Origin of the sequence: Nostoc sp. LPT (assembly GCF_017115165.1) — a bacterium.
Lineage (GTDB): Bacteria > Cyanobacteriota > Cyanobacteriia > Cyanobacteriales > Nostocaceae > Nostoc.
In genome coordinates, this window is the sequence record NZ_JABXKF010000063.1 from 31,611 (window position 1) to 56,982 (window position 25,372).

21 protein-coding genes and 1 pseudogene are annotated in these 25,372 nt (G+C 41.2%); 14 read left to right on the plus strand and 8 right to left on the minus strand.

Annotated features, from left to right (window positions below):
* The first annotated feature begins 6 nt into the window (after positions 1-6).
* The 4 genes from HWQ58_RS14465 to HWQ58_RS14480 all read left to right on the plus strand — a co-directional run bounded on the left by HWQ58_RS14465 (position 7) and on the right by HWQ58_RS14480 (position 5,193).
* Positions 7-4,143, plus strand: coding sequence for a caspase family protein (locus tag HWQ58_RS14465; protein WP_292863464.1), 4,137 nt, complete (start codon positions 7-9; stop codon positions 4,141-4,143).
* Between the two features lie 367 nt (positions 4,144-4,510).
* The gene (locus tag HWQ58_RS14470) at positions 4,511-4,768 is read left to right on the plus strand and encodes a transferase hexapeptide repeat containing protein (protein WP_292863467.1); all 258 of its coding nucleotides are present in this window, start codon (positions 4,511-4,513) and stop codon (positions 4,766-4,768) included.
* Complete coding sequence (locus HWQ58_RS14475) at positions 4,765-4,965, plus strand: hypothetical protein (protein WP_292863470.1); 201 nt, start codon at positions 4,765-4,767, stop codon at positions 4,963-4,965. Before HWQ58_RS14470 ends, HWQ58_RS14475 begins: the two co-directional genes overlap by 4 nt.
* Complete coding sequence (locus tag HWQ58_RS14480; protein ID WP_292863473.1) at positions 4,966-5,193, plus strand: type II toxin-antitoxin system VapC family toxin; 228 nt, start codon at positions 4,966-4,968, stop codon at positions 5,191-5,193.
* 213 nt (positions 5,194-5,406) lie between these two features.
* Here the strand turns inward: HWQ58_RS14480 and HWQ58_RS14485 are convergent, their stop codons facing one another.
* Both HWQ58_RS14485 and HWQ58_RS14490 read right to left on the minus strand, forming a co-directional pair.
* Positions 5,407-5,640, minus strand: a complete 234-nt coding sequence (locus tag HWQ58_RS14485) for a Txe/YoeB family addiction module toxin (RefSeq protein ID WP_292863476.1) — start codon at positions 5,638-5,640, stop codon at positions 5,407-5,409.
* Complete coding sequence (locus tag HWQ58_RS14490) at positions 5,637-5,879, minus strand: type II toxin-antitoxin system Phd/YefM family antitoxin (RefSeq protein WP_292863568.1); 243 nt, start codon at positions 5,877-5,879, stop codon at positions 5,637-5,639. The genes HWQ58_RS14485 and HWQ58_RS14490 overlap by 4 nt, the downstream gene beginning before the upstream one ends.
* Before the next feature lie 320 nt (positions 5,880-6,199).
* Between HWQ58_RS14490 and HWQ58_RS14495 the strand changes: the two genes are divergently transcribed.
* Positions 6,200-6,358 (plus strand): DUF1902 domain-containing protein, encoded by a 159-nt coding sequence (locus HWQ58_RS14495; protein WP_292863571.1) that lies wholly within the window; start codon positions 6,200-6,202, stop codon positions 6,356-6,358.
* Positions 6,359-6,434: 76 nt separating this feature from the next.
* Positions 6,435-9,428, plus strand: coding sequence for a UPF0182 family protein (locus tag HWQ58_RS14500; RefSeq protein ID WP_292863479.1), 2,994 nt, complete (start codon positions 6,435-6,437; stop codon positions 9,426-9,428).
* A gap of 12 nt (positions 9,429-9,440) precedes the next feature.
* On the opposite strand, the pseudogene HWQ58_RS14505 reads toward HWQ58_RS14500, so the two are convergent.
* Positions 9,441-9,632 (minus strand): annotated as a pseudogene (locus tag HWQ58_RS14505) (nitrate transporter); the annotation flags it as partial.
* A 739-nt stretch (positions 9,633-10,371) separates the two neighbouring features.
* On the opposite strand from HWQ58_RS14505, the gene HWQ58_RS14510 reads away from it, so the two are divergent.
* The 3 genes from HWQ58_RS14510 (at position 10,372) to HWQ58_RS14520 (ending at position 15,162) form a co-directional block, all read left to right on the plus strand.
* The gene (locus HWQ58_RS14510) at positions 10,372-11,754 is read left to right on the plus strand and encodes a M10 family metallopeptidase (RefSeq protein ID WP_292863482.1); all 1,383 of its coding nucleotides are present in this window, start codon (positions 10,372-10,374) and stop codon (positions 11,752-11,754) included.
* A gap of 476 nt (positions 11,755-12,230) precedes the next feature.
* Positions 12,231-14,264 (plus strand): bifunctional metallophosphatase/5'-nucleotidase, encoded by a 2,034-nt coding sequence (locus HWQ58_RS14515; RefSeq protein ID WP_292863485.1) that lies wholly within the window; start codon positions 12,231-12,233, stop codon positions 14,262-14,264.
* A 4-nt stretch (positions 14,265-14,268) separates the two neighbouring features.
* Entirely contained in the window at positions 14,269-15,162 is an 894-nt protein-coding gene (locus HWQ58_RS14520) for a 2-oxoglutarate and iron-dependent oxygenase domain-containing protein (protein WP_292863488.1), read from the plus strand.
* Positions 15,163-15,215: 53 nt separating this feature from the next.
* On the opposite strand, the gene HWQ58_RS14525 is transcribed toward HWQ58_RS14520, so the two are convergent.
* The 4 genes from HWQ58_RS14525 to HWQ58_RS14540 form a co-directional block, all read right to left on the minus strand.
* Positions 15,216-17,324, minus strand: a complete 2,109-nt coding sequence (locus tag HWQ58_RS14525; RefSeq protein WP_292863491.1) for a pentapeptide repeat-containing protein — start codon at positions 17,322-17,324, stop codon at positions 15,216-15,218.
* A gap of 151 nt (positions 17,325-17,475) precedes the next feature.
* Positions 17,476-18,462, minus strand: a complete 987-nt coding sequence (locus HWQ58_RS14530) for a hypothetical protein (protein ID WP_292863494.1) — start codon at positions 18,460-18,462, stop codon at positions 17,476-17,478.
* A gap of 8 nt (positions 18,463-18,470) precedes the next feature.
* Positions 18,471-18,626: a hypothetical protein gene (locus HWQ58_RS14535; protein WP_292863497.1), complete on the minus strand. Its 156-nt coding sequence runs from the start codon at positions 18,624-18,626 to the stop codon at positions 18,471-18,473.
* 38 nt (positions 18,627-18,664) lie between these two features.
* The gene (locus HWQ58_RS14540; RefSeq protein WP_292863500.1) at positions 18,665-18,904 is read right to left on the minus strand and encodes a hypothetical protein; all 240 of its coding nucleotides are present in this window, start codon (positions 18,902-18,904) and stop codon (positions 18,665-18,667) included.
* A gap of 173 nt (positions 18,905-19,077) precedes the next feature.
* On the opposite strand from HWQ58_RS14540, the gene HWQ58_RS14545 reads away from it, so the two are divergent.
* The gene (locus HWQ58_RS14545) at positions 19,078-19,461 is read left to right on the plus strand and encodes a hypothetical protein (protein ID WP_292863503.1); all 384 of its coding nucleotides are present in this window, start codon (positions 19,078-19,080) and stop codon (positions 19,459-19,461) included.
* A gap of 276 nt (positions 19,462-19,737) precedes the next feature.
* Here HWQ58_RS14545 and HWQ58_RS14550 read toward each other — a convergent pair whose 3' ends face one another.
* A complete protein-coding gene (locus tag HWQ58_RS14550; RefSeq protein WP_292863506.1) occupies positions 19,738-20,016 on the minus strand; it encodes a hypothetical protein in 279 nt (92 codons plus the stop codon).
* Positions 20,017-20,407: 391 nt separating this feature from the next.
* Here HWQ58_RS14550 and HWQ58_RS14555 point away from each other — a divergent pair, with 391 nt between their 5' ends.
* From HWQ58_RS14555 to urtB, 4 genes are all read left to right on the plus strand, one after another.
* Positions 20,408-21,547: an FAD-binding oxidoreductase gene (locus tag HWQ58_RS14555; protein ID WP_292863509.1), complete on the plus strand. Its 1,140-nt coding sequence runs from the start codon at positions 20,408-20,410 to the stop codon at positions 21,545-21,547.
* A gap of 431 nt (positions 21,548-21,978) precedes the next feature.
* Entirely contained in the window at positions 21,979-22,401 is a 423-nt protein-coding gene (locus HWQ58_RS14560; RefSeq protein WP_292863512.1) for a nuclear transport factor 2 family protein, read from the plus strand.
* Positions 22,402-22,767: 366 nt separating this feature from the next.
* Complete coding sequence (gene urtA, locus HWQ58_RS14565; protein ID WP_292863515.1) at positions 22,768-24,084, plus strand: urea ABC transporter substrate-binding protein; 1,317 nt, start codon at positions 22,768-22,770, stop codon at positions 24,082-24,084.
* A 105-nt stretch (positions 24,085-24,189) separates the two neighbouring features.
* Complete coding sequence (gene urtB / locus HWQ58_RS14570) at positions 24,190-25,350, plus strand: urea ABC transporter permease subunit UrtB (RefSeq protein ID WP_292863518.1); 1,161 nt, start codon at positions 24,190-24,192, stop codon at positions 25,348-25,350.
* Positions 25,351-25,372 lie beyond the last annotated feature (22 nt).

A 25,372-nucleotide genomic window follows, 5' to 3' on the forward strand; every position in this document is an offset into this window, starting at 1 on the left:
GTATAGATGGCTCGTTACGCGCTTGTTGTTGGCATTACAGATTATACAAATCAGCTTCCCAACCTCACAAAACCAGCTACGGATGCAGAAGCGGTAGAAAAGGTACTAAAAGCGCATGGTGATTTTGAGGATATCGCTGTTCTCAAAGGGAAAGTTAGTACAACTAAGTTGGCTGAAGCTTTCAAAACACTTTTGCAACAACAAGCAGTTAAAAACGAAGCCCTAATTTACTTTACAGGTCATGGTATTTCTGTATCTAGCTCCTTGGGAAGACCACAAGCATATCTGGCAACTTCTGATTTGACAATTTTTACAGAAGACACAAAAATTGTTGGACAAAAAGGCGGGATTAGTCTTGCTGAACTGAACGAACTAATTAAAGAATCCGACTTGAGTAGTCTAGTAGTGCTGTTAGATTGCTGTCACAGTGGCGATTTTATAGAACGCAATCTCATCGAAAAAAGTCTTACCGCTTTTAGTTCACAGCGCGATTATTACTTTATTGCTGCTTGCAGAGGTTTTCAACAAGCCTATGCCAAAAAAAGCGCACAACACAGCATTTTTACAACTGCTTTACTGGCTGGGTTGTCAGCAGAGAAGGCTAATCAGCATGGACAGGTGACAAGTGCTGATTTCTTTGGTAGTATTAGCGCCGAACTTAAAGGGAGTGGTCAACAACCGATTCAAATGGGTTGGGGAAGTTCAATTACTTTAGTTACTTACAATCATCAAAGACAAGTTCAAACTTTTGAAGTCAAAGAAGAATGTCCTTACCAAGGTTTAAAAGCCTTTGAAGCTGAACAAAAACAGTTTTTCTTTGGACGCAAGCAGGTAGTAAGGAAGATTCTGGAGAAACTGGCACTAAAGCCCTTTGTTCCGATTATTGGCGCTTCCGGGAGTGGTAAATCTTCTGTAGTTCAGGCGGGTTTGATTCCAGAATTAGATCATAGTGTCTGGCAAATTTTACCGCCAATCAAGCCAGGATTTCAGCCTTTGCAGGAATTGAGAGGAGTTCTGAAAGCATTTTTTCCGGGAGCGAGAAAAGAAAAATTGCTTTGGGAGTTGATTACTAAAGAAGCGAATCCTTTACCTGTAATTCTGGAGCATCTCACAGGTGCAGAAAAATTTTTATTGGTAGTAGATCAGTTTGAGGAACTATTTACTGTCTCTGCTGCTGAACAAAAGCAGAGATTTATTGAATTGCTGACTCAGGTAGTAGACATGACTGATTCGCAGTTGAAAGTTGTGATTACCATGCGATCGGATTTTATCGAACCATGTTTAGACTATCCGTCTTTAAATAAATTGATTGAAAATCAGCTTGTTTTGATGCCGCGTATCACTGGAGTTGATTTAAAAGAGACAATAACCGAACCTGCTAAACTTCAAGGTCATAGTGTTGAAGAAAGACTAGTACTAAAAATTTTAGAAGATGTTGGTAAAGAACCGGGATATTTGCCGTTGATGGAGTTTGCTTTAACTAGACTCTGGGAAAAACGCGACCAACAAAAGCATCAACTTACCCTAGAACAGTATGAAAACTTCCAAGGATTGACAGGGGCGCTGAATTTTCATGCAGAAAATGTTTATCTTTACGAAGATTATCAGCAAGATTCCCCGATTCAAGAACGAAATGAAAAGGAGAAAGACTGGATTGGGCAAATTTTCCTGCGATTAGTGCGAACGGAAGAGGGAGAGGGAGAAAAGGATACGCGACAGCGCCAACCAAAAGCTAAACTGTTAGTCATTGCTGGCTATAACGAAAAACAGCAGCAAGCATTGAGTGAATTGCTAGATGAAGGATTGGTGAAAGGACGTTTGCTGGTAGCTGGAAAAGATGAACAAGGAAAAGCGTGGATTGATTTAGCCCATGAAGCCTTAATAGAGGGTTGGCAGCGATTTGCCCAATGGCGACAACAAGACCGAGATTTGTTGTGGTTGAGTGATAGGTTAGCAGATGCTTTACGAGAGTGGTTGAACAAAGGGAAGAATGAAACATATTTAATGCAGGGGGGATTGCTGGCAGAGGTGCGGGAAAATTGGGAACAGCTAGAGTTTATGCAAGGGAGATTGCTAGCAGAGGTGCGGGAAAATTTGGAAAAGCTGGAGTTTTTATCATCACCTCAAGCCAAGAATTTTTATCAACTCAGTGATGCTTATGAACAGCACCAGATTGCCACATTAGAAAAGGCACTCACTGAATCACGATTGCGAGAAAAAGCGGCGAGGGTAGAGAATTTATTGCCTTTCCAACCCCTAGATAGTCTAGTTTTGGCAATTCAAGCTATGGGTGAGAATTATGAGAAACTACCCCAGCAGATTCTTGCACCAGTTCAGAACAGTTTGATTCGGGTGATGAATAAAGTAAGAATCTCCATTCCCTTTTGTGTTCATGAGGGTTATGTCTGGTCTGTCGCCATCAGCGCCGATGGACAGACGATTGTCAGTGGCGGTACTGACAGCACAGTGCGGTTGTGGAACCGCCAAGGTCTTCCCTTGGCACAACCATTGCGTAGTCATGAGGGTTATGTCTGGTCTGTCGCCATCAGCGCCGATGGACAGACGATTGTCAGTGGCGGTACTGACAGCACAGTGCGGTTGTGGAACCGCCAAGGTCTTCCCTTGGCACAACCATTGCGTAGTCATGAGGGTTATGTCTGGTCTGTCGCCATCAGCGCCGATGGACAGACGATTGTCAGTGGCGGTAAAGACGGCATAGTGCGGTTGTGGAACCGCCAAGGGAAGGTCTTGGCTGAACCCTTGTGTGGTCATCAGGGTGATGTCAATTCTGTTGCCATTAGCGGCGATGGGCAGACGATTGTCAGTGGCGGTACTGACGGCACAGTGCGGTTGTGGAACCGCCAAGGTTTTCCCTTGGCACAACCATTGCGTGGTCATCAGGGTGATGTCTGGTCTGTCACCATCAGCAGCGATGGGCAGACGATTGTCAGTGGCGGAACTGACGGCACAGTGCGGTTGTGGAACCGCCAAGGTTTTCCCTTGGCACAACCATTGCGTGGTCATCAGGGTGATGTCTGGTCTGTCACCATCAGCGGCGATGGGCGGACGATTGTCAGTGGCGGAACTGACAGCACAGTGCGGTTGTGGAAACGCCAAGGTCTTCCCTTGGCTGAACCATTGCGTGGTCATCAGGGTGATGTCTCTTCTGTCACTATCAGCGGCGATGGACAGACGATTGTCAGTGGCGGTACTGACGGCACAGTGCGATTGTGGAACCACCAAGGTCTTCCCTTGGCTGAACCATTGCGTGGTCATGAGCGTATTGTCAATTCTGTCGCCATCAGCAGCAATGGGCAGACGATTGTCAGTAGCGGTGAAGACCGCACGGTGCGGTTGTGGAACTGTCAAGGTCTTTCCTTGGCACAACCATTGCGTGGTCATGAGCGTATTGTCAATTCTGTCGCCATCAGCGGCAATGGGCAGATGATTGTCAGTAGCGGTGAAGACCGCACGGTGCGGTTGTGGAACCGCCAAGGTTTTCTCTTGGCACAACCATTGTGTGGTCATGAGGGTGATGTCAATTCTGTTGCTATCAGCGCCGATGGGCAGACGATTGTCAGTGGCGGTACTGACGGCATAGTGCGGTTGTGGAACCGCCAAGGTTTTCCCTTGGCACAACCATTGCGTGGTCATGAGGGTTATGTCAATTCTGTCGCCATCAGCGCCGATGGGCAGACGATTGTCAGTGGCGGTGATGACGGTACGGTGCGGTTGTGGAACTGTCAAGGTCTTCCCTTGGCTGAACCATTGCGTGGTCATGAGCGTATTGTCAATTCTGTCGCCATCAGCGCCGATGGGCAGACGATTGTCAGTGGCGGTGATGACGGTACGGTGCGGTTGTGGAACTGTCAAGGTCTTCCCTTGGCTGAACCATTGCGTGGTCATGAGGGTGATGTCAATTCTGTTGCTATCAGCGCCGATGGGCAGACGATTGTCAGTGGCGGCGATGACGGCACAGTGAGGTTGTGGCGCGGTGGCTGGCGTGGATGGTTGCAAGTCTGTTGCGACAGCTTGCGTTACCATCCCATCTTCACCAATCCGCAAACCGAGGAAGCAAAAGCCGCCTGCGAAGTCTGCCGTAAATATGTTTGGAGTAAAGAAGAAGTTAAAAGCCGGGATTAATGAGAAGAAAACAGGAGAAATAAACCTCTAATCTCCAATGTTGAGGCTCAGAACTCGACTTTTCACCTTCTGAACTCGGAAGTTCGACCCCTGAACTCGGAATTTCGACCTTTGAACTCAAAACTTCGACCTCTGAACTCGAAACTTCGACCTTTGAACTCGGAACTTCGACCTTTGAACTCGGAATTTCGACCTTTGAACTCGGAACTTCGTGCTTGGAACAGCAATATCCGAGATCCAAGGCTCAATCATCCTGAGTGAAGGGCGATTATTAATAGTCAACCCATAATTAACAGATACATGGATTACAACCACTTAGGATAAATATCTGAAAATTATTGCAGATCGATAGTCAGCTATGATTGACATGATGCCAGCCGTTGATTTTTTGCACTACTCAAAAATTATGCTAGATGAAACTACCATTGAGCAACGTTTGGTAAATCTTGAGCAGACAGTTGCCGAACTTAAACGTTTGCTTATCCCTGCTCCCACTCCTAGCAATTGGCTTGAGAAAGTGACGGGTTCAATTTCGGATGAGCAAGTTTTCCTCAAAGTTCTGGAGTATGGTGAGTCTTTGCGCCACGCTGATAGACCCACAGACGAAACCAGTGACCAAACGTGAAGTATCTTTTGGATACCGACCATATAAGTTTTTTACAACGGCGTTCTGCTTCGGAATACGCAAACTTAACGGCTCGAATTGCTCAACACTCACCCGCAGATTTTGCATTTTCCATTATTAGTCTTCACGAACAAGTTCTTGGTGCTAATACCTTTATCAATCGTGCCCAAACATCGGCTGATACAATTCGAGGATAGATGATACTGCTGGAGATTCTTCAAGGTTTCTCAGTTGCTCCAGTTCTACCATTCGATACTAGTGCAGCAACAGTTTTCGATGGACTAAAAGCGCAGCGAGTTCGTGTCGCTACAATGGATTTGCGAATTGCATCAATTGCTATTTCACAAAATTTGGTACTTTTGACCCGAAACAATCGTGATTTTAGTCAAGTACCAGGTTTGGTAACACAAAATTGGACAGTATAAATAATTTGCAGAACCGCAACATCCGAAATCTAAGGCTCAATCATGCTGAGTGAAGGGCGATTATTTAAGAGTCAACCACAATTAATATCAAGTTTGGGTCAACCCCAAAATTAAATCATCTCATCAAGTACCTAAAACTTACTCGTAATGCGTCCACATCCGAATTATCTTGACTACTTGTTCGGATTCGATGACTTCATATACCAAGCGATGCTATATATTTATCCTGCGAGAATACGCACCTGATAAATCACCAACCAGCTTTTCATAAGGTGGAGGATTTTGAAAGGGATTTTTTTTAAGAACTACAAGCAACTCCTCAGCTTTTTCCTTTAAATTACTAGAAGCTAACTTCTTGGCATCTTTTTGCGCTTGTTTTGTGTAAACCAACCTCCAACTCAGTTCTTCAGAATTCGGAAGTGGCTCTCCATTACTGCGCTGACTCACCAATCCAACTCCTCATCGCATTCTTGAATCGGAGTTGCTAGTCCTTCTTTTATAGATTCTCCCATTCCAGGTATAGATAACAAGTAAAGAGTCTCCTGAATTGCAGACCAGTCTTTTTCCGCCAGCAGAATCGCATTACCATGATTGCCTTGAATGATCACAGGCTTACCCTGCTGTGCAACTTGGTCTATCAGTTCTTGTAAATTATTTTGAGCGTCGTTGACAGGAAGCGAAAACATCATGCTTTTTTAGCTCACGATAACTTTACTTTAGTTTATCTACGAACTTATGCAAGTAAGTAGGGAGCGTGCGTATTAAATTATAGTGAGTGAAAAGCAATATCTAACGACAAACCCCTTTGAACACGAGATTTCATGCTCAGAACTCCAACAACCGAGATCCAAGGGTGAATGATGGTGAATCAAAGGCGTAGGCGTAGCCCGTTGGAGACATCGCTTTGATGAGCAAAAATGCGATTACTTGGTATCTAATGGTGCATCTACGCTTACCTTGAGAACTCGGATGCTCTAAACTGGAACTACATTGTAAGCACTCAATGATGGCACAAATCACATTTAAGGTTGAAGCATTTTGGGATTCAGACGCAGAAGTTTGGGTAGCAACTAGTGATGATGTACCTGGATTGGTAACAGAAGCTTCTACGATTGAGGTTCTGACGCAAAAGCTGCGAGAAATAATTCCAGAACTTTTGTTGTAACATCTAATGTTCGAGAATTTCAAAGAGTACTTAGCTTGCAAATAGAGAATTGGCGTTCTTCTTAAATTAGTTATTAATGTATTGGAAATGGGGCTTTAGACTATTAATTGTATTCTTGGGGCTGTGGCTACTGTTGGATCTGGGTTCCCGTCTGGGAGCAGAGATTTTTTGGTTTCAAGAAGTCGGCTATCTCCAAGTATTTTTGTTGAGGCTGGTGACTCGTGGTATTTTGTGGGTAGTCGTGGCTGGAATAACTGCTGCCTATCTACTGCTAAATCTGGCTTTAGCACAACGGCTAAAATATTCCCAGTCTTTAAAGATTGAGCCAGTAGAAGTCAACAGTGAATTAACAAATTTTCTCAGTATTAATTATCTAAGACACAACGAAACCCGGATACTTGGGCCGCAACGCTTTCAACCATTAAAATTACACTGGTTATTACCCTTAACTGTGGTTCTGAGCTTGTTGATTGGGTTAATGCTGGTTCACTATGGTCAAATTGCTCTTTTCTACTGGCATTCTCCAGTTAATCAGGCTATTCTACCCGTTCCCGCCCTATTTCGACCGGAGACAATCTGGCAACTTTTGAGGCAGATTGTCTCTCAAGTCTGGTATCTCGGTTTAATTGGGGGAGTAGCGATCGCCATCTTAATCTATCCTCAATTTTTACTGACTGCGATCGCAATTCTCTCCAGTCTCATTTTTGCCTTCATCATATTCCGACACTGGCCAAAGGTGCTGGAATATTTGCACCCCACTCTTTTCAACAGCACTGAGCCTTTATTTGGTCGAGATATCAGCTTTTACGTATTTTCCTTACCCTTTTGGGAACTACTAGAACTCTGGCTGATGGGATTATGTTTGTATGGCTTCGTCGCCGTTACTCTCACTTATCTCTTGTCGGCGGATAGTTTGAGTCAGGGAATTTTCCCTGGTTTTTCGCCCCAGCAGCAGCGTCATTTATTCGGTATGGGTGGCTTATTGATGCTGGTAGTAGCTCTAAGTTATGGGCTGAGTCGTTATGAACTGGTGTATTCTAGCCGTGGAGTGAGTTATGGTGCTAGCTATACCGATGTGAGAGCCCAATTGCCAGCCTACACCGTTTTGTGCATTGTGGCAGTTGCGATCGCCTTTTACCTACTTTGGCGAACGTTTTTCTGGAACCCCAAATCTCAGTATCGTCGCTTTGTATTTTACGGGTTACGGGTTTATCTAATACTAGTTGTAGCTGCTGATATTGTTTTACCTACTGTAGTGGAATATTTAATTGTCCAACCTAATGAGTTGCAACGAGAGCAACCCTACATTCAGCGGACTATCGCCTTAACTCGCCAAGCATTCGATTTAGAAGCGATTGATTCTAGAAGCTTCAACCCCCAAGGAACACTGACTGAAGCTGATATTCAAAAGAATGACTCGACAATTCGGAATATTCGCCTGTGGGATGAGCGACCACTGTTAGAAACTAACCGTCAACTGCAACAAATTCGCCCATATTATCAGTTCCCCGATGCCGATATTGATCGATATACTCTTAAAACAGATGAACCTTCACCGCGACCACCTGCCCCCCAAAAGCCGCCAGAACCGAAGCAGGAAGCAGTTGAATCAACAGAACGGCGGCAGGTACTGATTGCCGCACGAGAATTAGATTACAGTGCCGTACCACAGGAAGCTCAAACATGGGTTAATCGCCATTTAATTTATACCCACGGTTTCGGGTTTACTGTTAGTCCAGTTAATACAGTTGGGGCGGGTGGGCTACCAGAATATTTTGTTAAAGATATTAGCGGTAATAGTAGCGCCCTTACAACTTCTAATGAAGCCGTTCGTCAAAGTATTCCGATTGGGCAACCCCGGATTTATTACGGTGAGATTACTAATACTTATGTAATGACTGGCACAAAAGTTAGAGAGCTAGACTATCCTAGCGGTAGTGATAATGTTTACAACTCTTACGAGGGTCTAGGTGGTGTTGAAATCGGTTCAGCATGGCGACGGTGGCTATTTGCGATGTATTTGAAAGATTGGCAGATGGTGCTGACGCGAGACTTTTTGCCAGATACAAGAGTGCTACTGCGACGAAATGTCAAGGAAAGAATTCAAGCGATCGCACCCTTCCTGAAATTTGACAGCGACCCCTATTTAGTTGCTGCTGCGGCTAATCAAGATTTTCCAAGTAATCCCAGTTATCTTTATTGGATTGTTGATGCTTACACAACGAGCGATCGCTATCCCTACTCAGACACTGGTAGCGATGGGATCAACTACATTCGCAATTCTATCAAAGTAGTGATTGATGCCTATCATGGCACTGTGAAGTTTTACATTGCCGATCAAAGCGATCCAATCATTGCCACTTGGTCAGCGATATTTCCCGATATGTTCAAACCACTCAGTACAATGCCAGTCAATCTCCGCAGTCATACCCGATATCCGGTGGACTTTTTCAAAATTCAATCTGAGCGGTTGATGACGTACCACATGACCGACCCCCAAGTATTTTACAACCGGGAAGACCAGTGGCAGATTCCGAATGAAATCTATGGCAGCGAACCCCGTCCAGTAGATCCGTATTATTTGATTACTAGTCTACCCACTGTAGACTTTGAAGAATTTATTCTGCTTCTACCCTATACTCCCAAACAACGGACTAATTTAATTGCTTGGTTAGCGGCGCGATCGGATGGCAAAAACTACGGTAAGCTGGTGCTATATGTCTTTCCTAAAGAACGCCTGATTTACGGAACAGAGCAAATCGAGGCGCGGATTAACCAAGACCCAGTAATTTCTCAGCAAATTTCCTTGTGGAATCGCCAGGGTTCGAGAGCTATTCAAGGCAATCTACTAGTAATTCCCATTGAGCAATCGCTGCTGTATGTCGAGCCAATCTATCTAGAAGCTACACAGAATAGTCTGCCAACCTTGGTACGGGTAGTAGTGGCTTACGAAAACCGGATTGTCATGGCGCAAACCTTAGAACAAGCATTGCAGGGAATCTTTAAACCAGAAGTTACACCAGCCCCGGCGATTATCCGTCCCTTTGAAGAAGCAACCCCGCCGGGTTAAGGGAAAGTCCAGTTGAAACGTAATTAGGGCAATAGGTAGCAAAGCTATAGAAGGAATACTATGTGGTATCTGAAATATCAGCCTAAATAGCTAATAAATCATGCTATTCATCCCGATTAAATATCCGATGAAACTACCTAATACAGCGGCTGGAATGTAACCGACAAATAACCGTTGCAGGCTAGCTAAAATGTCTAAAAACATATTGTTTTCTCTGCCTCAGTTTTCATGGAAAATATTTGGGAAATACTGCGGCAACAACACAAAATAGCATGAATAAAAGTGTATTAAATTACACGTAGTTTTACTTCACTAAAATATTTTTATATCTTCTCCTCGTTGATGAGTAATCCCAAAATTTAGGTATTATTACGATGCGATAGTAGTAATACAAAGAATAGGTAAAGCTTGATTTTATTAAACTTTATCAGAAAAGCAAATTTTAATTAGTAAATTAAATACAATTTCCAGAATTTATCAGAGAACGCAGTTATTGCTAGAGCTTACGTACGATTACTCCTTGATGTCTAAGCTGATGGAACGAGCAGTAATTTCTAGATTGCCTGCTTGCCTTGTTCTTTTACTGCTTACAAAAACTGTATTCACATCAAAGACAATCAACTTTCCAGTGTTAATCCTTAAATTCTAATATTTGCACTATCTTTTGTAACCTTGTGATTTTTACAATGCAGTTTTCTGCAATTTTACATACATTATCTTGCATATAAGACTACATAAAGGGTGAATGAATAATTTTTCTACTTTTTTTATTATGTATTTTGTGGATGAGTTGGTAGCTCCAGTTACAAGCATCATTACACTTACACACAAGATGCTTTATCAGGAATTTTACTTCTAATTTTATTGAGTAAAAATCTAGCTCTATCTACTCCATATTCTTTGAAATAACTATCTCACTCTAAATTCTCAAAAGGAGAAGCAGATGTCTAATTTTGTTACTTCTACTAATGATATTACTCAAACTGGTTCAATCTATGTAGACAGCTTACTATGGGGCAGTCGTTGGAAGATTGAAAACGACAGTAGAAAAATCACTTATTCGTTTGTTGATAATGAGTCTTGGGATGACAACTTCGATAACACTGAAATAAATGCCTTCACTAATGCAATACAGGCGTGGGCGAATGTCGCTAATTTCCAGGTAGAGTATTCTGGTTTTAACGATCCTCAAGCTGAGTTAACCTTTCATAGTGTTGATTCTTCTGTTTTTAGTAGTGATAGCGTACTAGGTCAAGCAAAGCCACCAGGAGAATCCTCTAACCTTTTTGCAGAAGGAGATGTTCTAATTAACTGGGAGTATTATCAAAATTATCCTGATTCAGAACTCTTAGTTGGTAGCTACTACTACGACACTTTTATCCATGAAATTGGTCATGCTTTGGGATTAGCTCATCCTCACGACGATGGAGGAGGTTCTTCTATCTTTCCTGGCGTTGAAGACGCTGAAGATTTTGGTGACTTGAATCTCAATCAGTTTGTGACGACAATCATGTCTTACGTTGATACTCAAAGTCCCTATTCCCCTGGATATGAAGCAAATTGGGGATTTGCAGCAGGGCCAATGGCATTTGATATCGCCGCCATCCAACATATTTACGGGATCAATCGGACAAGTAACACAGGTAATAACTTTTATTCACTTCCATCCTTTAATGGTGAAGGAACTTATTGGTCTTGTATTTGGGATGCAGGCGGAACAGATACCATATCCGGTCAAGAAGCAATTAATTCGGTAATTATTAACTTGAACAATGCTACTTTGGCGAATAACGACCTTAATGCTGGCGGCTTCATTAGTCAAGTTGTTGGTGTTAAAGGAGGATTTACGATCGCTAACTCCCAAGGAGGTATATGTGTTATTGAAAATGCCATAGGAAGCTACTTTGATGACACTCTCATAGGGAATGAATACAACAATTATCTCTCTGGCGAGGACGGGAACGATGTCATCTATGGTGGCGCTGGCAATGACATCCTAGTTGGTGGTGCTGGAAGCGATCTCTTTACTTTCCAATCTGGCAGTGAAGGAATTGACTCGATTACTGACTTTAACGTACTGGAGGATACGATTGTTGTCTCTGCCGCTGGTTTTAGTGGAGGGCTAGTTGCTGGTACGACGATCGCTGCCAATAACTTTGTGATCGGTACAGCAGCCACTACAAATAGTCAAAGATTTATTTACAACACAGGTAATGGTTCTCTCTTCTTCGATCAAGATGGCACTGGAGCGATCGCCAAAATCCAAATTGCTACACTCGATACCGGATTATTCCTGAATAATGCAAATATTTTCGTTGCTGCTTAAGTTCTGTTTAAGTCATAAATCAAATCATTTGTGAAATATTTTTCTGTTGGCTGTCATTAGTCATTAGTCATTTGTCCTTTGTTATATCATGTCCGGTTAAAGACTTATCATTAAGACCGCAGAGATCAGATGGGACGGGTTTTTGGGCTTTCTGCATAGAGAAAGAGAATTATAACTAATTGGCCGGACATGATATTATTTGCAATTTACTTAGGACAAATGACCAAGGACGACCATAACAAAAATTTTCACAATCTCATTTAGGATTGCTATATGCGATCGCTTAGTAAGAAAACCAAACGAAAAGAATTACAGATTTTATTGTCAAGATGTAAAAATAATCATATAAATGGCAAAAGTTATGTAATTCCTAGCACACATTTGCGCTGGATGTCTGGAATAGTGGTTAAATATTATAGCTTCTGGTTGTAACAAACTAGAAAATTATTCACCACTAATGAACTCTAAAATGTATTATGTCTTTTTTCGATCGGGAAAATCTATTTTTAAGTAAGTTTAATCGCCGAGATTTAAGGACTGGCTTGATTATATCTGGCATCTTTTTATTTTTAGGAACTACTGGTGGTGTAGTGCAAGTTAAAACAGCACAGAAGTCAGGGTTCATACTACAACTTTTACATACTTCTGACCAAGAAGCAGGTGTGCCAGCGCTGAAGGATGCACCCAACTTTTCGGCGGTGTTGAATGCACTCAAAAATCAGGATATTAATCGTGATGGTAAACCTGATTATCCTAATACCTTAATCCTTTCATCTGGAGATGCTTACATTCCCAGTCCTTTCTTATTTGCCAGTGACACAGCTTTTGGCGGACAAGGACGAGGAGATATTTTAATTTTAAATGCTCTTGGTTTTAGTGCGATCGCCTTTGGTAATCACGAATTTGACTTAGGTACGGGTGTCGTTGCCGACTTACTCCGTGCTAAAGAAGATTACCCAGGGACGAAATTTCCCTATCTCAGCACGAATCTAGATTTCAGCACTGATAAAGACCTGGCAAAATTAGTTACTGCTGATAGACAAGAAGCAAGTAAAATTCCGAATAAAATTGCCCGTAGCACCATTATTACCGTCAATGGTGAAAAAATTGCTGTGGTTGGGGCGACAACTCCCACACTGCGGACTATTTCTTCTCCCGGTGGTGTGACTGTGTTGCCTAAAGAATTTTATGACCGTGATACCGCAGATATCGCCGCTTTAGCTGCTGAAATTCAAACTTCTGTTGATACACTGCTGACAAAAAATCCAGAGATTAATAAAGTCATTCTATTGGCACACATGCAGCAAATTGCGATTGAGCAAAAGCTAGCAGCATTACTCAAGGGAGTAGATATTATTGTTGCTGGTGGTTCCAATACCTTACTAGCCGACAAAACAGACCGTCTGCGAGTGGGTGATAAATCTGCTGGAACTTATCCAATTATCAAAAAAGCCGCAGATGGTAATCCGATAGCTGTAGTTAATACCGATGGTAACTATCGTTACGTTGGTCGTTTAGTAGTTAATTTTGATGCTAATGGAGTAATTATTCCTAAAAGTATTGACCCCAAAATCAGCGGTACTTATGCGACTGATTCCCAAGGTGTAGCAGCTGTGGGTGGGAAACCCGATGCCAAAATTGTCGCGATTACAGAAGCACTCAAAAAAGTGATTATTGCCCAAGATGGTCAGATTTTTGGGAAAACCAACGTTTTCCTCAATGGCTGGCGAGGTGATGTCCGCACTCAAGAAACCAATTTCGGGAATTTGACAGCCGAAGCTAATTTAGCGATCGCTAAACGATATGATCCTAAAACTGTCATTTCCATTAAAAATGGTGGTGGTATCCGTGACAATATCGGTATATATACTTTTCCCGCAGGTTCGACTCGCTCGCGGGATGTTATCAAACTACCACCCCAAGCAAATCCTGTAGCAGGCAAGAAAGAAAAAGAAATTTCCCAACTTGATATCACCAATGCTTTACGGTTTAACAATAGCTTGACTTTAGTTACTTTGAATGCTACAGAATTACTAGCAGTGATTGAACACAGTGTAGCAGCCATAGCGCCCGGTGCGACCCCTGGCAGTTTTCCCCAAGTAGCGGGATTAGCCTTTAGCTTTGACCCAAATTTGCCAGCAGGTAAGCGTGTTAAATCCCTGGCTATCAAAGATGGGAAAGGCAAAATTATTGATGTAGTGGTGAAAAATGCAGAGTTAGTGGGTGACTCTAATCGCATCTTCCGCACTGTCACCCTAAACTTTCTAGCAAGTGGTGGTGATGGCTATCCTTTTCCGAAAACAGAACGGGTTGATTTAACATCAAAAGATGCTGATAAGAGCAAACGCACAGGTTTAGCTACCTTTGCTGCTGATGGTTCTGAACAAGATGCATTAGCAGAATATTTGGCTGCTAACTTTAAGCAGATTCCATTTGCTCAGGAAGATATACCAGCTACCAAAGATACTCGCATTCAAAATCTGAAGTTGCGTAAAGATGTGGTATTTTGAATCAATGGTCACAATTCCAGTAATTGATTTTACTAATTTTACTAAGGGCAACGCAATAAATCGACAAGCTGTCATCAAACAAATCTATGAAGCTTGTCATGAAATTGGCTTCGTCTACTTGCAAAATTCGGGAATATCAAAAGACCTAATCAAACAAGTATTCACTCACAGCAAATCTTTTTTCAATTTACCTTTAGAAGTTAAGCAAAAGCAAGCTTGGAGTGATGAATTTAGTAATATGGGTTACGTTGGGATTGAGAGAGAACGTCTTGACCCCAATCAACCAGGCGACTTAAAAGAGGCGTTTAATGTAAACAAACAAGCGGTTACAGAGATAGATGCTTCTATTGTCAGCTTCTATGATAATTGCACAGAACTTGCTAACACGATATTACAAGCTTATGCATTGGCATTAGAATTGCCAGAAGATTTTTTTACTATAAGACATAATCAACAAAATCATACCTTGCGCTTACTCCACTATCCGCCATTGCAGACACCACCAAAACCCGGACAAGTGCGTGCTGGTGAACATTCCGATTATGGCAGTATTACCTTACTTTTGCAAGATGACGTTGGCGGGTTGGAAGTACAGACAGCATCTGGAGAGTGGATTGTCACGCCTGCAATTCCTGATACTGTAATAGTCAATACTGGCGATTTAATGCAACGGTGGACAAATCATCGATTTTGCTCAACTAAGCATCGAGTGATGATTCCCAGTGATAACAGGATGAACCAATCCCGGTATTCTATCGCTTTTTTCTGTCATCCTAATGATGATACAGAAATTGCTTGTTTGGAGACTTGCCAGAAAGAACAATCGTCTATCTATCCCCCTATCCTTGCGGGAGAATATCTTTTAAGCCGTTTACAAGCAACTTATGGTAATTCGTAATATTTCGACTGCGCTCAATACAAGTTCGTAATTCGTAATTTCTGGACTTTAGACTAGTTCGCAGTGCGAAACTCCACTTCCTGCCAGCCTTTAATAGCGCCAACAATAAAAGCACCTGCTGGGTTATCAATAGCTTTCTCAAACGCAGCTAAACCACCTTCTTTAACAGCATTTATTACTCGTTTTTTCAAGGTTGGGTTGCTTTCAATTCGATTTATGGCTTCTGCTGCTACTACCATTTGCTGTGATGTAGTAGTGGTCGGGTAAGTTTGCTCTAATTGTTTTAGCAATAGCTGAATCTCGGCAGCAGCTTCAGCAAGACTTTGGGGCTGTCCAGCAGCGTAGTAATTACCTTGGATATAATCGCGTTCAATGCGTTCGTTATAGTTGCCGCCACCTGTGTTGATATTGCGATCGCCAGACATTGTTGTATCTCCTTGAAATACTCGGTTGCCTTCACCTTGAACGTTGTTGACGTTGCCGCCAACTAAACCATCAATTGAAAATCCACCAGGGTTATTAGTCATAGTACCTACCTGTTCTACATTTGAATAAAAACTAGGGCGTTGTAGCGCCTGATTAACAAAATTTTCTAAACTACGAATTCTGCTATCTTTTTCTTCTAGTAGTAATTTAATCTCCCGCTCCGGCAAGCCTTTTATCTCATTGTAAGTATCGAAATACTCTGCACTCAGATGGGATTTATCAGCCGCGATCGCTGTTTTGGCACGAAGCAGAAACTTATCCTGTCCCCGTTTTTCTATCGCCACAATTTCTAATTCAGCATCTGGATGATTTTCTGCTAACTGCTTAAAGGAAATTGCGATCGCTCTTGGGTCAACTTCTTGGTTGTGGTAAAGGTCAAGGGTGTCAAATATTGGTTGAATAAAATCCCCAAACTCCCCATCTGCAAAAACCTCTTTATTATTATCAGGTTTGCGAAGTGGATCAGGGTTCTCTTTAGTGGGCAGTCGCATATAAACGTATTCACACCGCACCCCATCAAACTTTGTATCAGTGGTAATGCCCCAATCTTGAATGTATGCCCCGGTGAGAGTAGCGCCTGTGAAATCCGTTCCATTAAGTTGTGCTTGGACTAGCTTTGCCCTGCATAGATTGGTATTTTGTAAATTCGCTTGACTGAGGTTTGCACCAATAAAACTGGCATCCACCAAATTCGCTCCTTTGAAGTTGACACCGCGCAGGTCTTGGCGGTCAAAATTCTTATCCTGTCCCTGTCCTGTAACCAACACATGGCGCACTTGTGCCTTTTGAAGGTAAGTTTTCTCAGCACAAACACGGTTGAGCATTTTTGCTTGATAGAAACAGGTACGAGTAAGAAGAGCATCTCGGAAATCTGTACTTTTGAGTGTTGCAAATGTAAAATCAGCATTGGTCAAATTTGCACCACAAAAACTTGTGCTTCTTTTAGCACAGAGATTAACAGCTATTTTTTTTAGCAGTGAATATTTTTCATCTTCAGCAAATGCTTTCTCACCAAGATAAGTGCCAAGAGCAACCATAGATAAAGCTATAAAACTAGCTAGAGGTGCAGTTACAATAAATTCTTCCTTATCAAAACCTGTAGGTAAAACTCCAAGTACAGAACCAAACAAAGCCATGACTACAGCCAACACCGTAGTTTGAGTCACAGTGATAACCTTAGTCATAACTACGGCTTCAGCAAATACTATAGCCCCAGCTATAGCTCCAGCCATACTCAAAGTTCCAAATACCAATTCAACTATCAACACTTCTAGATTTTCTGAACTAATAGCGACAGTGAAGAGCATCAAAATACTAGAGATAACAGCTATAATTCCTATTGCTGCTCTTAAACCTTGGTAGATAGTGACAACAGAGAAGGCAATTAACGTCAGCAAGATAACCATACGCGATAAAATGCCTAAATGAGCTATGGTTAAGCCGGCGTAAGTGTAAACAAATCCTGACATTGTTGATAGAAGTAATGCGACAATTGCCAAACTAATTACCCAACAGCGCTGCAATCCAGCTTCAGCATGATCGAAGTTAGCACCAATGAGAATGGCTTTAGAAAAATCTACACCTCTAATGTCAGCGTAACTAAAGTTTGCACCAGTAAGATTTTGGTTTTTAAAAGATTTGCCTTGAAGTTGAACGCGGTAGAAGTTGTGAGACATAAATTATAATAGTAAATCTAAAGTAGGTATCAACGCTTGGAAAGAAATAAACATCACAATCCTGTACCTGTAAATAATGTTAAAATCTTTTCTTATCTGGCAATTTTTATAGAAAAAGGCTTTACTATTTTTTATTTATTTAATGATTGTGTCATCTAGAACGTTGATTATTATGTCTTCTCTTATGTTGATTTGCAAAATACTTTAAAAGTGCTGTGCGGAAAGCTACAATCTTAAGACGACGAGGACCTCTCTCAATTGCAATCTTTGGTTCCTGTTCAATTTTTTTGATAATTTCAGCAGCACGTTGACGGGTATTCTGGTCTGGACTATTTTTATAGTTATCTAATATCTTTTTAGAGTATTCGCTGTTGTAAAGAATAGTTGCTGCTAAAGTGCGAATTTTTGGATTTTTATTATCAAGATTTTCAGCTATAGAATCAAATAAAATTTCATCATTGACTTCTCCTCTATTTATCTCTAGATTAGTAATTATGATAGATAAAACGAAAATACGAAAGCTTTGATTGTCTTCTTTTAGAGCATTAGCCAATGATTTAGTGTATCTTTCATCATGGGTATAAATTTCATAACTAGTTAGAACTTCTATTGCATTATTGCGAATAGTTATGTCATTGTTTTTAAGGGCTGCAAGGAAAGCTGCTGGCAAGGCTTTTAGAGCCATTTCTGTAAGAACGTCTTTCGCCACAGCCCTAGTGTTTTCATTTTGACTACTAAGATTTGCAAGGAGAGTGGGTACGTCGTTTAAACTATAATTACAAGCAACCAAAGCTTCACGCCATGCTGCAAGCTTTTCTTTTTCTTCTTCAGTAACGCTCCCTGTAAATTCTTCATCATCCAATTCCAATATATGTTGAAATTTATAAATTTCTTGATTAAACTCATTAATCTTTCTACGTTCTGCGTCAGTACACTTCAATGTTTCTTCATTATTTTTATTTAAAACGATATGAGCATTTCCTAAATTCATGCCAACTACCAAGTAGATTATAATAGTCAATACAGCGCAGTAGTAATTTTTCCAGTGTGTTAACATAATTGAATTTAAAATTTTTAAAGTTAGTATTAATGAATTTTTACTTTGGAAATTAGTATAGTTGAAATTTGGAGAATCCAACTTTTTCTTTAGTGAGTAAAGATTAATCCATTAAAGTAAGCTCTGGCATTGAGCAATCGTAAAACACAAGCTTTAGCTAAAAGACCACGAGAAATAAACATCATTTGCGCCCTCTCAATGGTTAAAGCCAGAGTTACGATCACACCCGTTGTTAGTGACTCCATGTACTACCTCAGGAATGCAACATCACATTTTACTGATATTACACGCTTTCTTTTATAGATTCCGCAATTGGGGCAAAATTTGGAGTTACATATAATTCACTTTTTGCGGAAATAACTGCTTCCGCCTTCCCTGGATCAACTTCCGCCTTCACGTTTGAGTGTTTCGCGCAGTCTGTATCAAATTCCGCTTTCCCTGGATCAAATTCTGCCTTCACGTTTGGGTGTTTCGCGCACTCTGTATCAAATTCCGCCTTCCCTGGATCAAATCCCGCCTTCACGTTTGAGTGTTTCGCGCACTCTGTATCAAATTCCGCTCTGACGTTATCAGAAGTAGCTGGAAATTACTTAAATTTTAGGTTTTTAAATAAAAACCAATAATTTTACGTATGACAACCTTTGAAACAATTGTCCACTATAGAGTTATGGGAAATTTGAAAAATGGGTAACAATTATGGCAAGACCAAAACGTAATTCACGTATTCTTAGCAAATCTGAAACACGTCTAGCAAGCATTAAATCTATCAATTCAAGTCTAGATGTCGGAGAGGGATTGTCAGTCAAAGATTATACTGGAAAAATCGAAAGCCTGCGACAATCTCTAGAAGCATACAATACTACCCTCTCCACTATTGATGTTTTACTAACCCAGATCCTTGAAAATGAGCAAGATTTAGCAGATTATTCTGAGAAAATTTTGCGTGGTATTGCTTATAAATTTGGTAAGAATAGCTATGAGTATCAGATGGCTGGAGGTATTCGTAAAAGCGATCGCAAGCGTAATGTGCGTAAAAACGTGGTTTCTGCTGTCGGTGAACGCGCATTTACTGGTTCTTGACATTACAGCAGTTTTCAGGTAGTTAGACCACAATTGAGATGAGGAGGATGAGGGGGATGAGGGAGATAAGGGAGTAGGGCGTGGTGTGGTTCAATTACTTGAAAAACGCTGTAAACCCAATTTTTCGGTAAATCAAATACAGGACTTACGCAAGATGTGCTTGAAAACCTGATGATTGCGTAGCGGTAATTCATGAATTACCGCTACTTTCGTTATGTTTTGCGTAAATCCTGAAATAGAAAAAGAGACTAGCAATTGCTAGTCTCTACATTTAGGTTATTGCATAAGAATCTGGCGGATTAAAATGCTCATCACCTTATCTGGGTTCTCGGTGGGTACTAGTGGACTCCAGTCTCCAACGCTGGCATAACCAATTACTTGTAAATAGTGGATGGTGCTGGTAACAGCTTTGGCAGAACCAATCAATGTATGTTTAATCGGTTCTCGCCGGGGTAATGGTTGTCCGGTTGGTTGATGGCTAGTGGATGTATCTAAATTTTCCCCAGACAAAAACTGTTTTAACTTGGACTGGGCAGATTCTGGTAATTGTGACATGATGATATTTATACTCCGATATTGGGGTTTATATAAAGGCGATCGCTGTCTTCTTTGCGGGATTTAGCGATCGCCTTTATCGATCTTGGGGTTTAGATAGGAGCGATGGCTGTCTTCTTTGCGGGATTTGGCCATCGCCTCAATCATATTTTGATAATAATGTATAATTTTATACCTGTTAATCAATATTTGAAAAATTTTTATTAATAATTCTCAAGTTTTAACGAAAATAAATTATGTATAATTCTGAATTTATTTATGGAAAAGAAAAAATGCAAAGCAACATTAATTCAAGCCCCCGGATTTATCCTGGTCGTGCTTCAATGCGTGAATTTTGAATTTTGAATTTTGAATTTCCTGCAGGGGTTGACCTATTCACAATTTGCAAAATATGAAAACCTACGACTGGATTGTTGTTGGTGGTGGAATTACAGGTGCTGCACTCTCCTACGAACTAGCGAAGAAAGGTTTTGCTGTACTTTTGTTGGAGCAATACAACAGACCACAGAATGCAACTCGCTATAGTTATGGTGGGCTGGCCTATTGGTCGGGTACTACACTACTAACTCGGCGATTGTGCGAAGAAGCGATCGCACGTTACCATATCCTATCTCAAGAGTTAGACGCTGATATCCAATTTCGGGAATTAGATTTATTACTGACTATTTCAGCCGATAGCGACCCAGAAGCAACTGCTGCATCATATAATGATTCTGCCATTCCACCCCGTTTACTCAGTATCCAAGAAGCTTGTGAATTGGAACCGCAGCTAAATCGAGAGGCAATATCTGGAGCTTTAACTGTCAAACACGGTCATATTCACCCAGAAAAAACAGCACAAGCTTACATCCAAGCCTTTGAGCGGGCTGGGGGTGAAATGCAGATTACTCAAGTATTGCAAGTATTGCAAGATGGTGTACAAACTACCACTGCAACTTTCCACAGTGCTAACGTTGTCGTTTGTGCGGGTGGACTTAGCCGCCAGCTTCTCAAATCTGCTGGTGTTTCTATCAAGCTGTATTTTACCCACGCAGAAATCATTGAAACCTCACCCGTTGATGTCAGGTTACGCACCTTAGTTATGCCAGCGAATCAACAACGGTTTCAACTAGAAGCTGAATCTACTCAAGTTGATGAATTATGGGATGAACTTGGTAATGAGTTAGTACCGCCAATTTTAGATGTGGGTGCGATTCAGTTTCAAGATGGTAGTATCCGCATCGGTCAAATTAGCCGTGCGATCGCAGATCCTCAAGCCAAGGTAAACTCAGACGTAAGCGAAAAATGGTTGCGAAAAAGTGTTGGTCAAATTTTACCAGCATTGGAGAATTTACCAGGGACTTGGTATCACTGCTTAGTTGCATTTAGTAGCAATCAACTCCCCTTAATTGGTGCTATCCCCGGATTTAAAGGCGTTCATGTTTTCTCTGGATTTAGCAATCCTTTAGTACTGATACCACCTTTGGCAAAGCGCTTTGCTAATTTTGCAACTGGCCAGGAAGATGAAATTATTACACAAATGCTAATCTAAAAGCCCCGCAGTTAAAGACATAAATTAAATATTATTGATGCTGATACATGAGGTACAGTCAAACTTTGGAGTTATAAAAAATGGATATAATATCATCTTCGCTCATGTTCGCGTAATCAGTTATGATTCCCATAGTCATTGCACCCCACACGCCAGGTGCTACCCTGCAGGAACGCTAAGAGCGAACAAGTAGGGCTTTGCCCGCCCAACGCACTGGCTCCCCTTAATCCCCTCCCCGCTCTTTGGAAGGGGAGACAAAGCACAGCTTTGGCGGGGTGGGGTGATTCGGGTTTAATAAATAATCAAGCGGACATGGTATAACTGCACTGATTTTAATTCAATCTCATACTTGGTTAATTGACAATTGTGCAGCTTGTCTGTCTAAATAAATAATTAGAGTTCGCCTAATTTTCAACAAAGGAATAGCAGCAATGTCTTCCATTGAGGACAACAAAATAATTGCTCAACGGTGGATTGAACTTATTAGCGAGCATAAGATCGAAGAAATTTGCGAGATAACCGCCCCGACTTGGAAAATGCACGGTGGTTTACCAGGACTTCCCCTTGGCCCTGAAGGGGTACGCAAACTCTTTGGTTCATTTGGGCCTATCCAGCAGAAATGGACAATTGAAGACGTAATCGCTGAAGGTAACAAAGTTGTTGTGCGTGCGACTAATACCTGCATCCAGGAGAGTTTCCTTGGCATACCAAGTCGCGGTCGTCAACAGACATTCACTGCTACGTTCATTCATTATATTACCGATGGCAAGATAATTGAAACCTGGCGAAACGCTGACGATCTTGGACGGGTTCTTCAGCTTGGGGCACGGATTGAACCAGGAGTATCTAAGTAATAGCAGTGTAGGTGGAACATTTTAACCTGACTTAATGATTAAAACTATTATTGTGTTAACCAGCTATCTATTCAGCATCGACAATAATTTTGCACAAAGATAGCTGTTTTTAACTGTCTAGAATCAAAGATGTTCTTGGCAGAGAAAGATTTTGTTCTTCCATAACGTATTGCATAGATATGAGAATATTTATAAAGTTAATAAAGCTTAATATGAAAAAGTTTGTTTTTTATTACAAAAACAAACTTTTTTGTATAAGGCGTCACTTTTTACTAGTAAACTATCGCACTAATATCACACTTTAAAGATTGATATTGTCAGCTTTCTATAAGTTGGCTAATTCCTCAACGGAAAATTCATAAAAAGATGAGAAGACAATTTAACCGACGCAAGTTTATAATTTACGGTTCTTTAACTTTTGGAAGCAGCTTTTTTTTGAAAGCTTGCGCGAACAATTCTCCAACTGCTACAGAGAGTCCAGTTGCGCCTCCTACTGCTTCACCAGCGGCGGCTACTGCTAGTGACACCATAAAAGTAGGTATTTTGCATTCTCTGAGTGGTACGATGTCTATTAGTGAAAAAAGCGTTGTTGATGCTGAAAAATTAGCAATCAAAGAAATTAACGCAGCTGGTGGTGTCTTAGGTAAACAAATTGAAGCAATTACCGAAGATGGCGCTTCTAACTGGGATACTTTTAGAGAAAAAGCAACCAAGCTAATCGATCAAGATAAAGTTGCTGTAGTCTTTGGTTGTTGGACTTCTGCTAGCCGCAAGAATGTTAAGCCAGTATTCGAGAGCAAAAATCACATGCTCTGGTATCCTGTACAATACGAAGGTCAAGAGTGTTCTAAAAATATTTTCTATACTGGCGCTGCGCCAAATCAACAAATTGAACCGTCTGTTGATTGGCTGTTAAAAAACAAGGGCAAAGAATTCTTCTTAGTTGGCTCTGACTACGTTTTTCCTCGGACTGCTAACACAATTATTAAAGCTCAACTAGAAGCTTTAGGCGGAAAAACAGTCGGTGAAGATTATTTACCTCTTGGCAACACAGAAGTTACACCAATTATCACTAAAATTAAGCAAGCTTTGCCTAATGGAGGTGTAATTTACAATACTCTGAATGGTGATAGTAACGTTGCTTTCTTCAAACAATTGAAAGGTGCTGGATTGACAGCAGAAAGATATCCTTCCATGTCTGTCAGTATTGCCGAAGAAGAAGTTAAAGCAATTGGTATAGAGTATCTCAAAGGTCACTACGCTGCTTGGAATTACTTCCAAACAGTAGACACACCTGCTAATAAGAAGTTTGTCGCAGCTTTTAAGAAAGAGTACGGCGAGAATCGAGTAACAAATGACCCAATGGAAGCAGCATACATTGCAGTTTATTTGTGGAAGCAAGCAGTACAAAAAGCTGGTACTACAGACATTGCTAAGGTAAGTGCTGCGGCTTATGGTCAAACCATAGATGCACCTGAAGGTAAAGTGACAATGGATGCTAATCATCACATATCTAAAATTGTGCGAATTGGTCAAGTAAGGCTAGATGGTTTGTTTGATATTGTCTATGCTACTCCTGCACCAGTTGAGCCAGTTCCTTGGAATCAATTTGTGAAAGAAACTAAGGGATTTGCTTGTGATTGGAGTGACCCTGCTAAAGGTGGTAAGTACAATAAAACCTAAATAATTCGTAATTTGTAATTCGTAATATTCTCGTTCCCAGTCTCAGGCTGGGAACGAAGCACACGAAACACTAACTACTCGCTGATAGCTTTTGTGGAGAAATAAGTGTTAGCAGGATTCTTAGAAGCTGTATTTAATGGTATTAGTATTGGCGCTGTATTATTAATTGCTGCATTGGGACTGGCGATTATATTTGGATTGATGGGCGTTATCAATATGGCGCATGGTGAATTGATGATGTTTGGCGCTTATACAACTTATGTTGTGCAAAATGTTTGCAAACAATTGGGTGGGCTGTGGTTTGAAGTCTATATATTTTTGGCTTTGATCATTGCATTTATATTCACGGCTGCTGTGGGATTACTTTTAGAAAAAGGCGTGATTCGTTATCTCTATGGACGCCCATTAGAAACTCTATTGGCAACTTGGGGAGTAAGTTTAATTTTTCAGCAGTTTGTCCGCAGTGTGAATTGGGTATTGATAATTGGCATAGGCTTATTTTCTCTGCTGTTTTTTGGAGGTTTATGGATTTTAAATTCTCGTACTGATTTAGGAAGAGTTCGTAACTGGATTGTGGCGGTGATATTTTTATTATCGCTGGGGGTGACAATCACAACGGGCAATTTATTGAGTCAAACTTATCAGTTAGCAGTAACTCAACCTTGGTTTGGCGCTCAAAATGTAGATGTAACAGCACCGACTTGGTTACAAGCAGGGATGTCTTTAGGTGGTGTGCAATTACCCTTTGCCAGATTATTTATTATTGCTTTAACAATAATCTGTGTGGCGGGAATTTACTTATTTTTACAACGTTCTAGCTGGGGTTTAAGAATTCGGGCGGTGACGCAAAACCGAAGTATGAGCGCTTGTTTGGGTATCCCAACTCAAAAGGTGGATGCAATTACTTTTGCATTGGGTTCTGGTTTAGCTGGTGTGGCTGGATGTGCGATTAGTTTGCTTGGTTCTGTAGGGCCAAATACGGGACAAAACTATATTATTGATACTTTTATGGTGGTTGTCGTTGGAGGTGTGGGGAATTTAGCCGGGACGATTGTGGCGGCGTTGGGTATTGGTACGGCTAATTTTTTAATTGGTTCTGGTACTTTGGCTTTGTTGTTGACTCCTGTTAAACCTTTGGCTGATTTGTTTACTTTTTTTGCCACGACGAGTATGGCTAAGGTGATGGTGTTTGCGCTGATTATTGTGTTTTTACAGTGGAAGCCTGGAGGGATTTTTCCGCAGAAGGGACGTACTGTTGATGTTTAAACCGCAGAGACGCAGTGAACCA

What these genes read in the sequence shown, in the direction of transcription:
- HWQ58_RS14560 (WP_292863512.1), top strand. Translation starts at nt 21,979, where the DNA reads ATGTCTTCCATTGAGGACAACAAAATAATTGCTCAACGGTGGATTGAA.
- HWQ58_RS14515 (WP_292863485.1), top strand. Translation starts at nt 12,231, where the DNA reads ATGTCTTTTTTCGATCGGGAAAATCTATTTTTAAGTAAGTTTAATCGC.
- HWQ58_RS14470 (WP_292863467.1), top strand. Translation starts at nt 4,511, where the DNA reads ATGATGCCAGCCGTTGATTTTTTGCACTACTCAAAAATTATGCTAGAT.
- HWQ58_RS14510 (WP_292863482.1), top strand. Translation starts at nt 10,372, where the DNA reads ATGTCTAATTTTGTTACTTCTACTAATGATATTACTCAAACTGGTTCA.
- HWQ58_RS14545 (WP_292863503.1), top strand. Translation starts at nt 19,078, where the DNA reads ATGGCAAGACCAAAACGTAATTCACGTATTCTTAGCAAATCTGAAACA.
- HWQ58_RS14525 (WP_292863491.1), bottom strand. Translation starts at nt 17,324, where the DNA reads ATGTCTCACAACTTCTACCGCGTTCAACTTCAAGGCAAATCTTTTAAA.
- HWQ58_RS14480 (WP_292863473.1), top strand. Translation starts at nt 4,966, where the DNA reads ATGATACTGCTGGAGATTCTTCAAGGTTTCTCAGTTGCTCCAGTTCTA.
- HWQ58_RS14465 (WP_292863464.1), top strand. Translation starts at nt 7, where the DNA reads ATGGCTCGTTACGCGCTTGTTGTTGGCATTACAGATTATACAAATCAG.
- HWQ58_RS14520 (WP_292863488.1), top strand. Translation starts at nt 14,269, where the DNA reads ATGGTCACAATTCCAGTAATTGATTTTACTAATTTTACTAAGGGCAAC.
- HWQ58_RS14500 (WP_292863479.1), top strand. Translation starts at nt 6,435, where the DNA reads ATGTATTGGAAATGGGGCTTTAGACTATTAATTGTATTCTTGGGGCTG.
- HWQ58_RS14535 (WP_292863497.1), bottom strand. Translation starts at nt 18,626, where the DNA reads ATGGAGTCACTAACAACGGGTGTGATCGTAACTCTGGCTTTAACCATT.
- HWQ58_RS14550 (WP_292863506.1), bottom strand. Translation starts at nt 20,016, where the DNA reads ATGTCACAATTACCAGAATCTGCCCAGTCCAAGTTAAAACAGTTTTTG.
- HWQ58_RS14490 (WP_292863568.1), bottom strand. Translation starts at nt 5,879, where the DNA reads ATGTTTTCGCTTCCTGTCAACGACGCTCAAAATAATTTACAAGAACTG.
- HWQ58_RS14495 (WP_292863571.1), top strand. Translation starts at nt 6,200, where the DNA reads ATGGCACAAATCACATTTAAGGTTGAAGCATTTTGGGATTCAGACGCA.
- HWQ58_RS14555 (WP_292863509.1), top strand. Translation starts at nt 20,408, where the DNA reads ATGAAAACCTACGACTGGATTGTTGTTGGTGGTGGAATTACAGGTGCT.
- urtA (WP_292863515.1), top strand. Translation starts at nt 22,768, where the DNA reads ATGAGAAGACAATTTAACCGACGCAAGTTTATAATTTACGGTTCTTTA.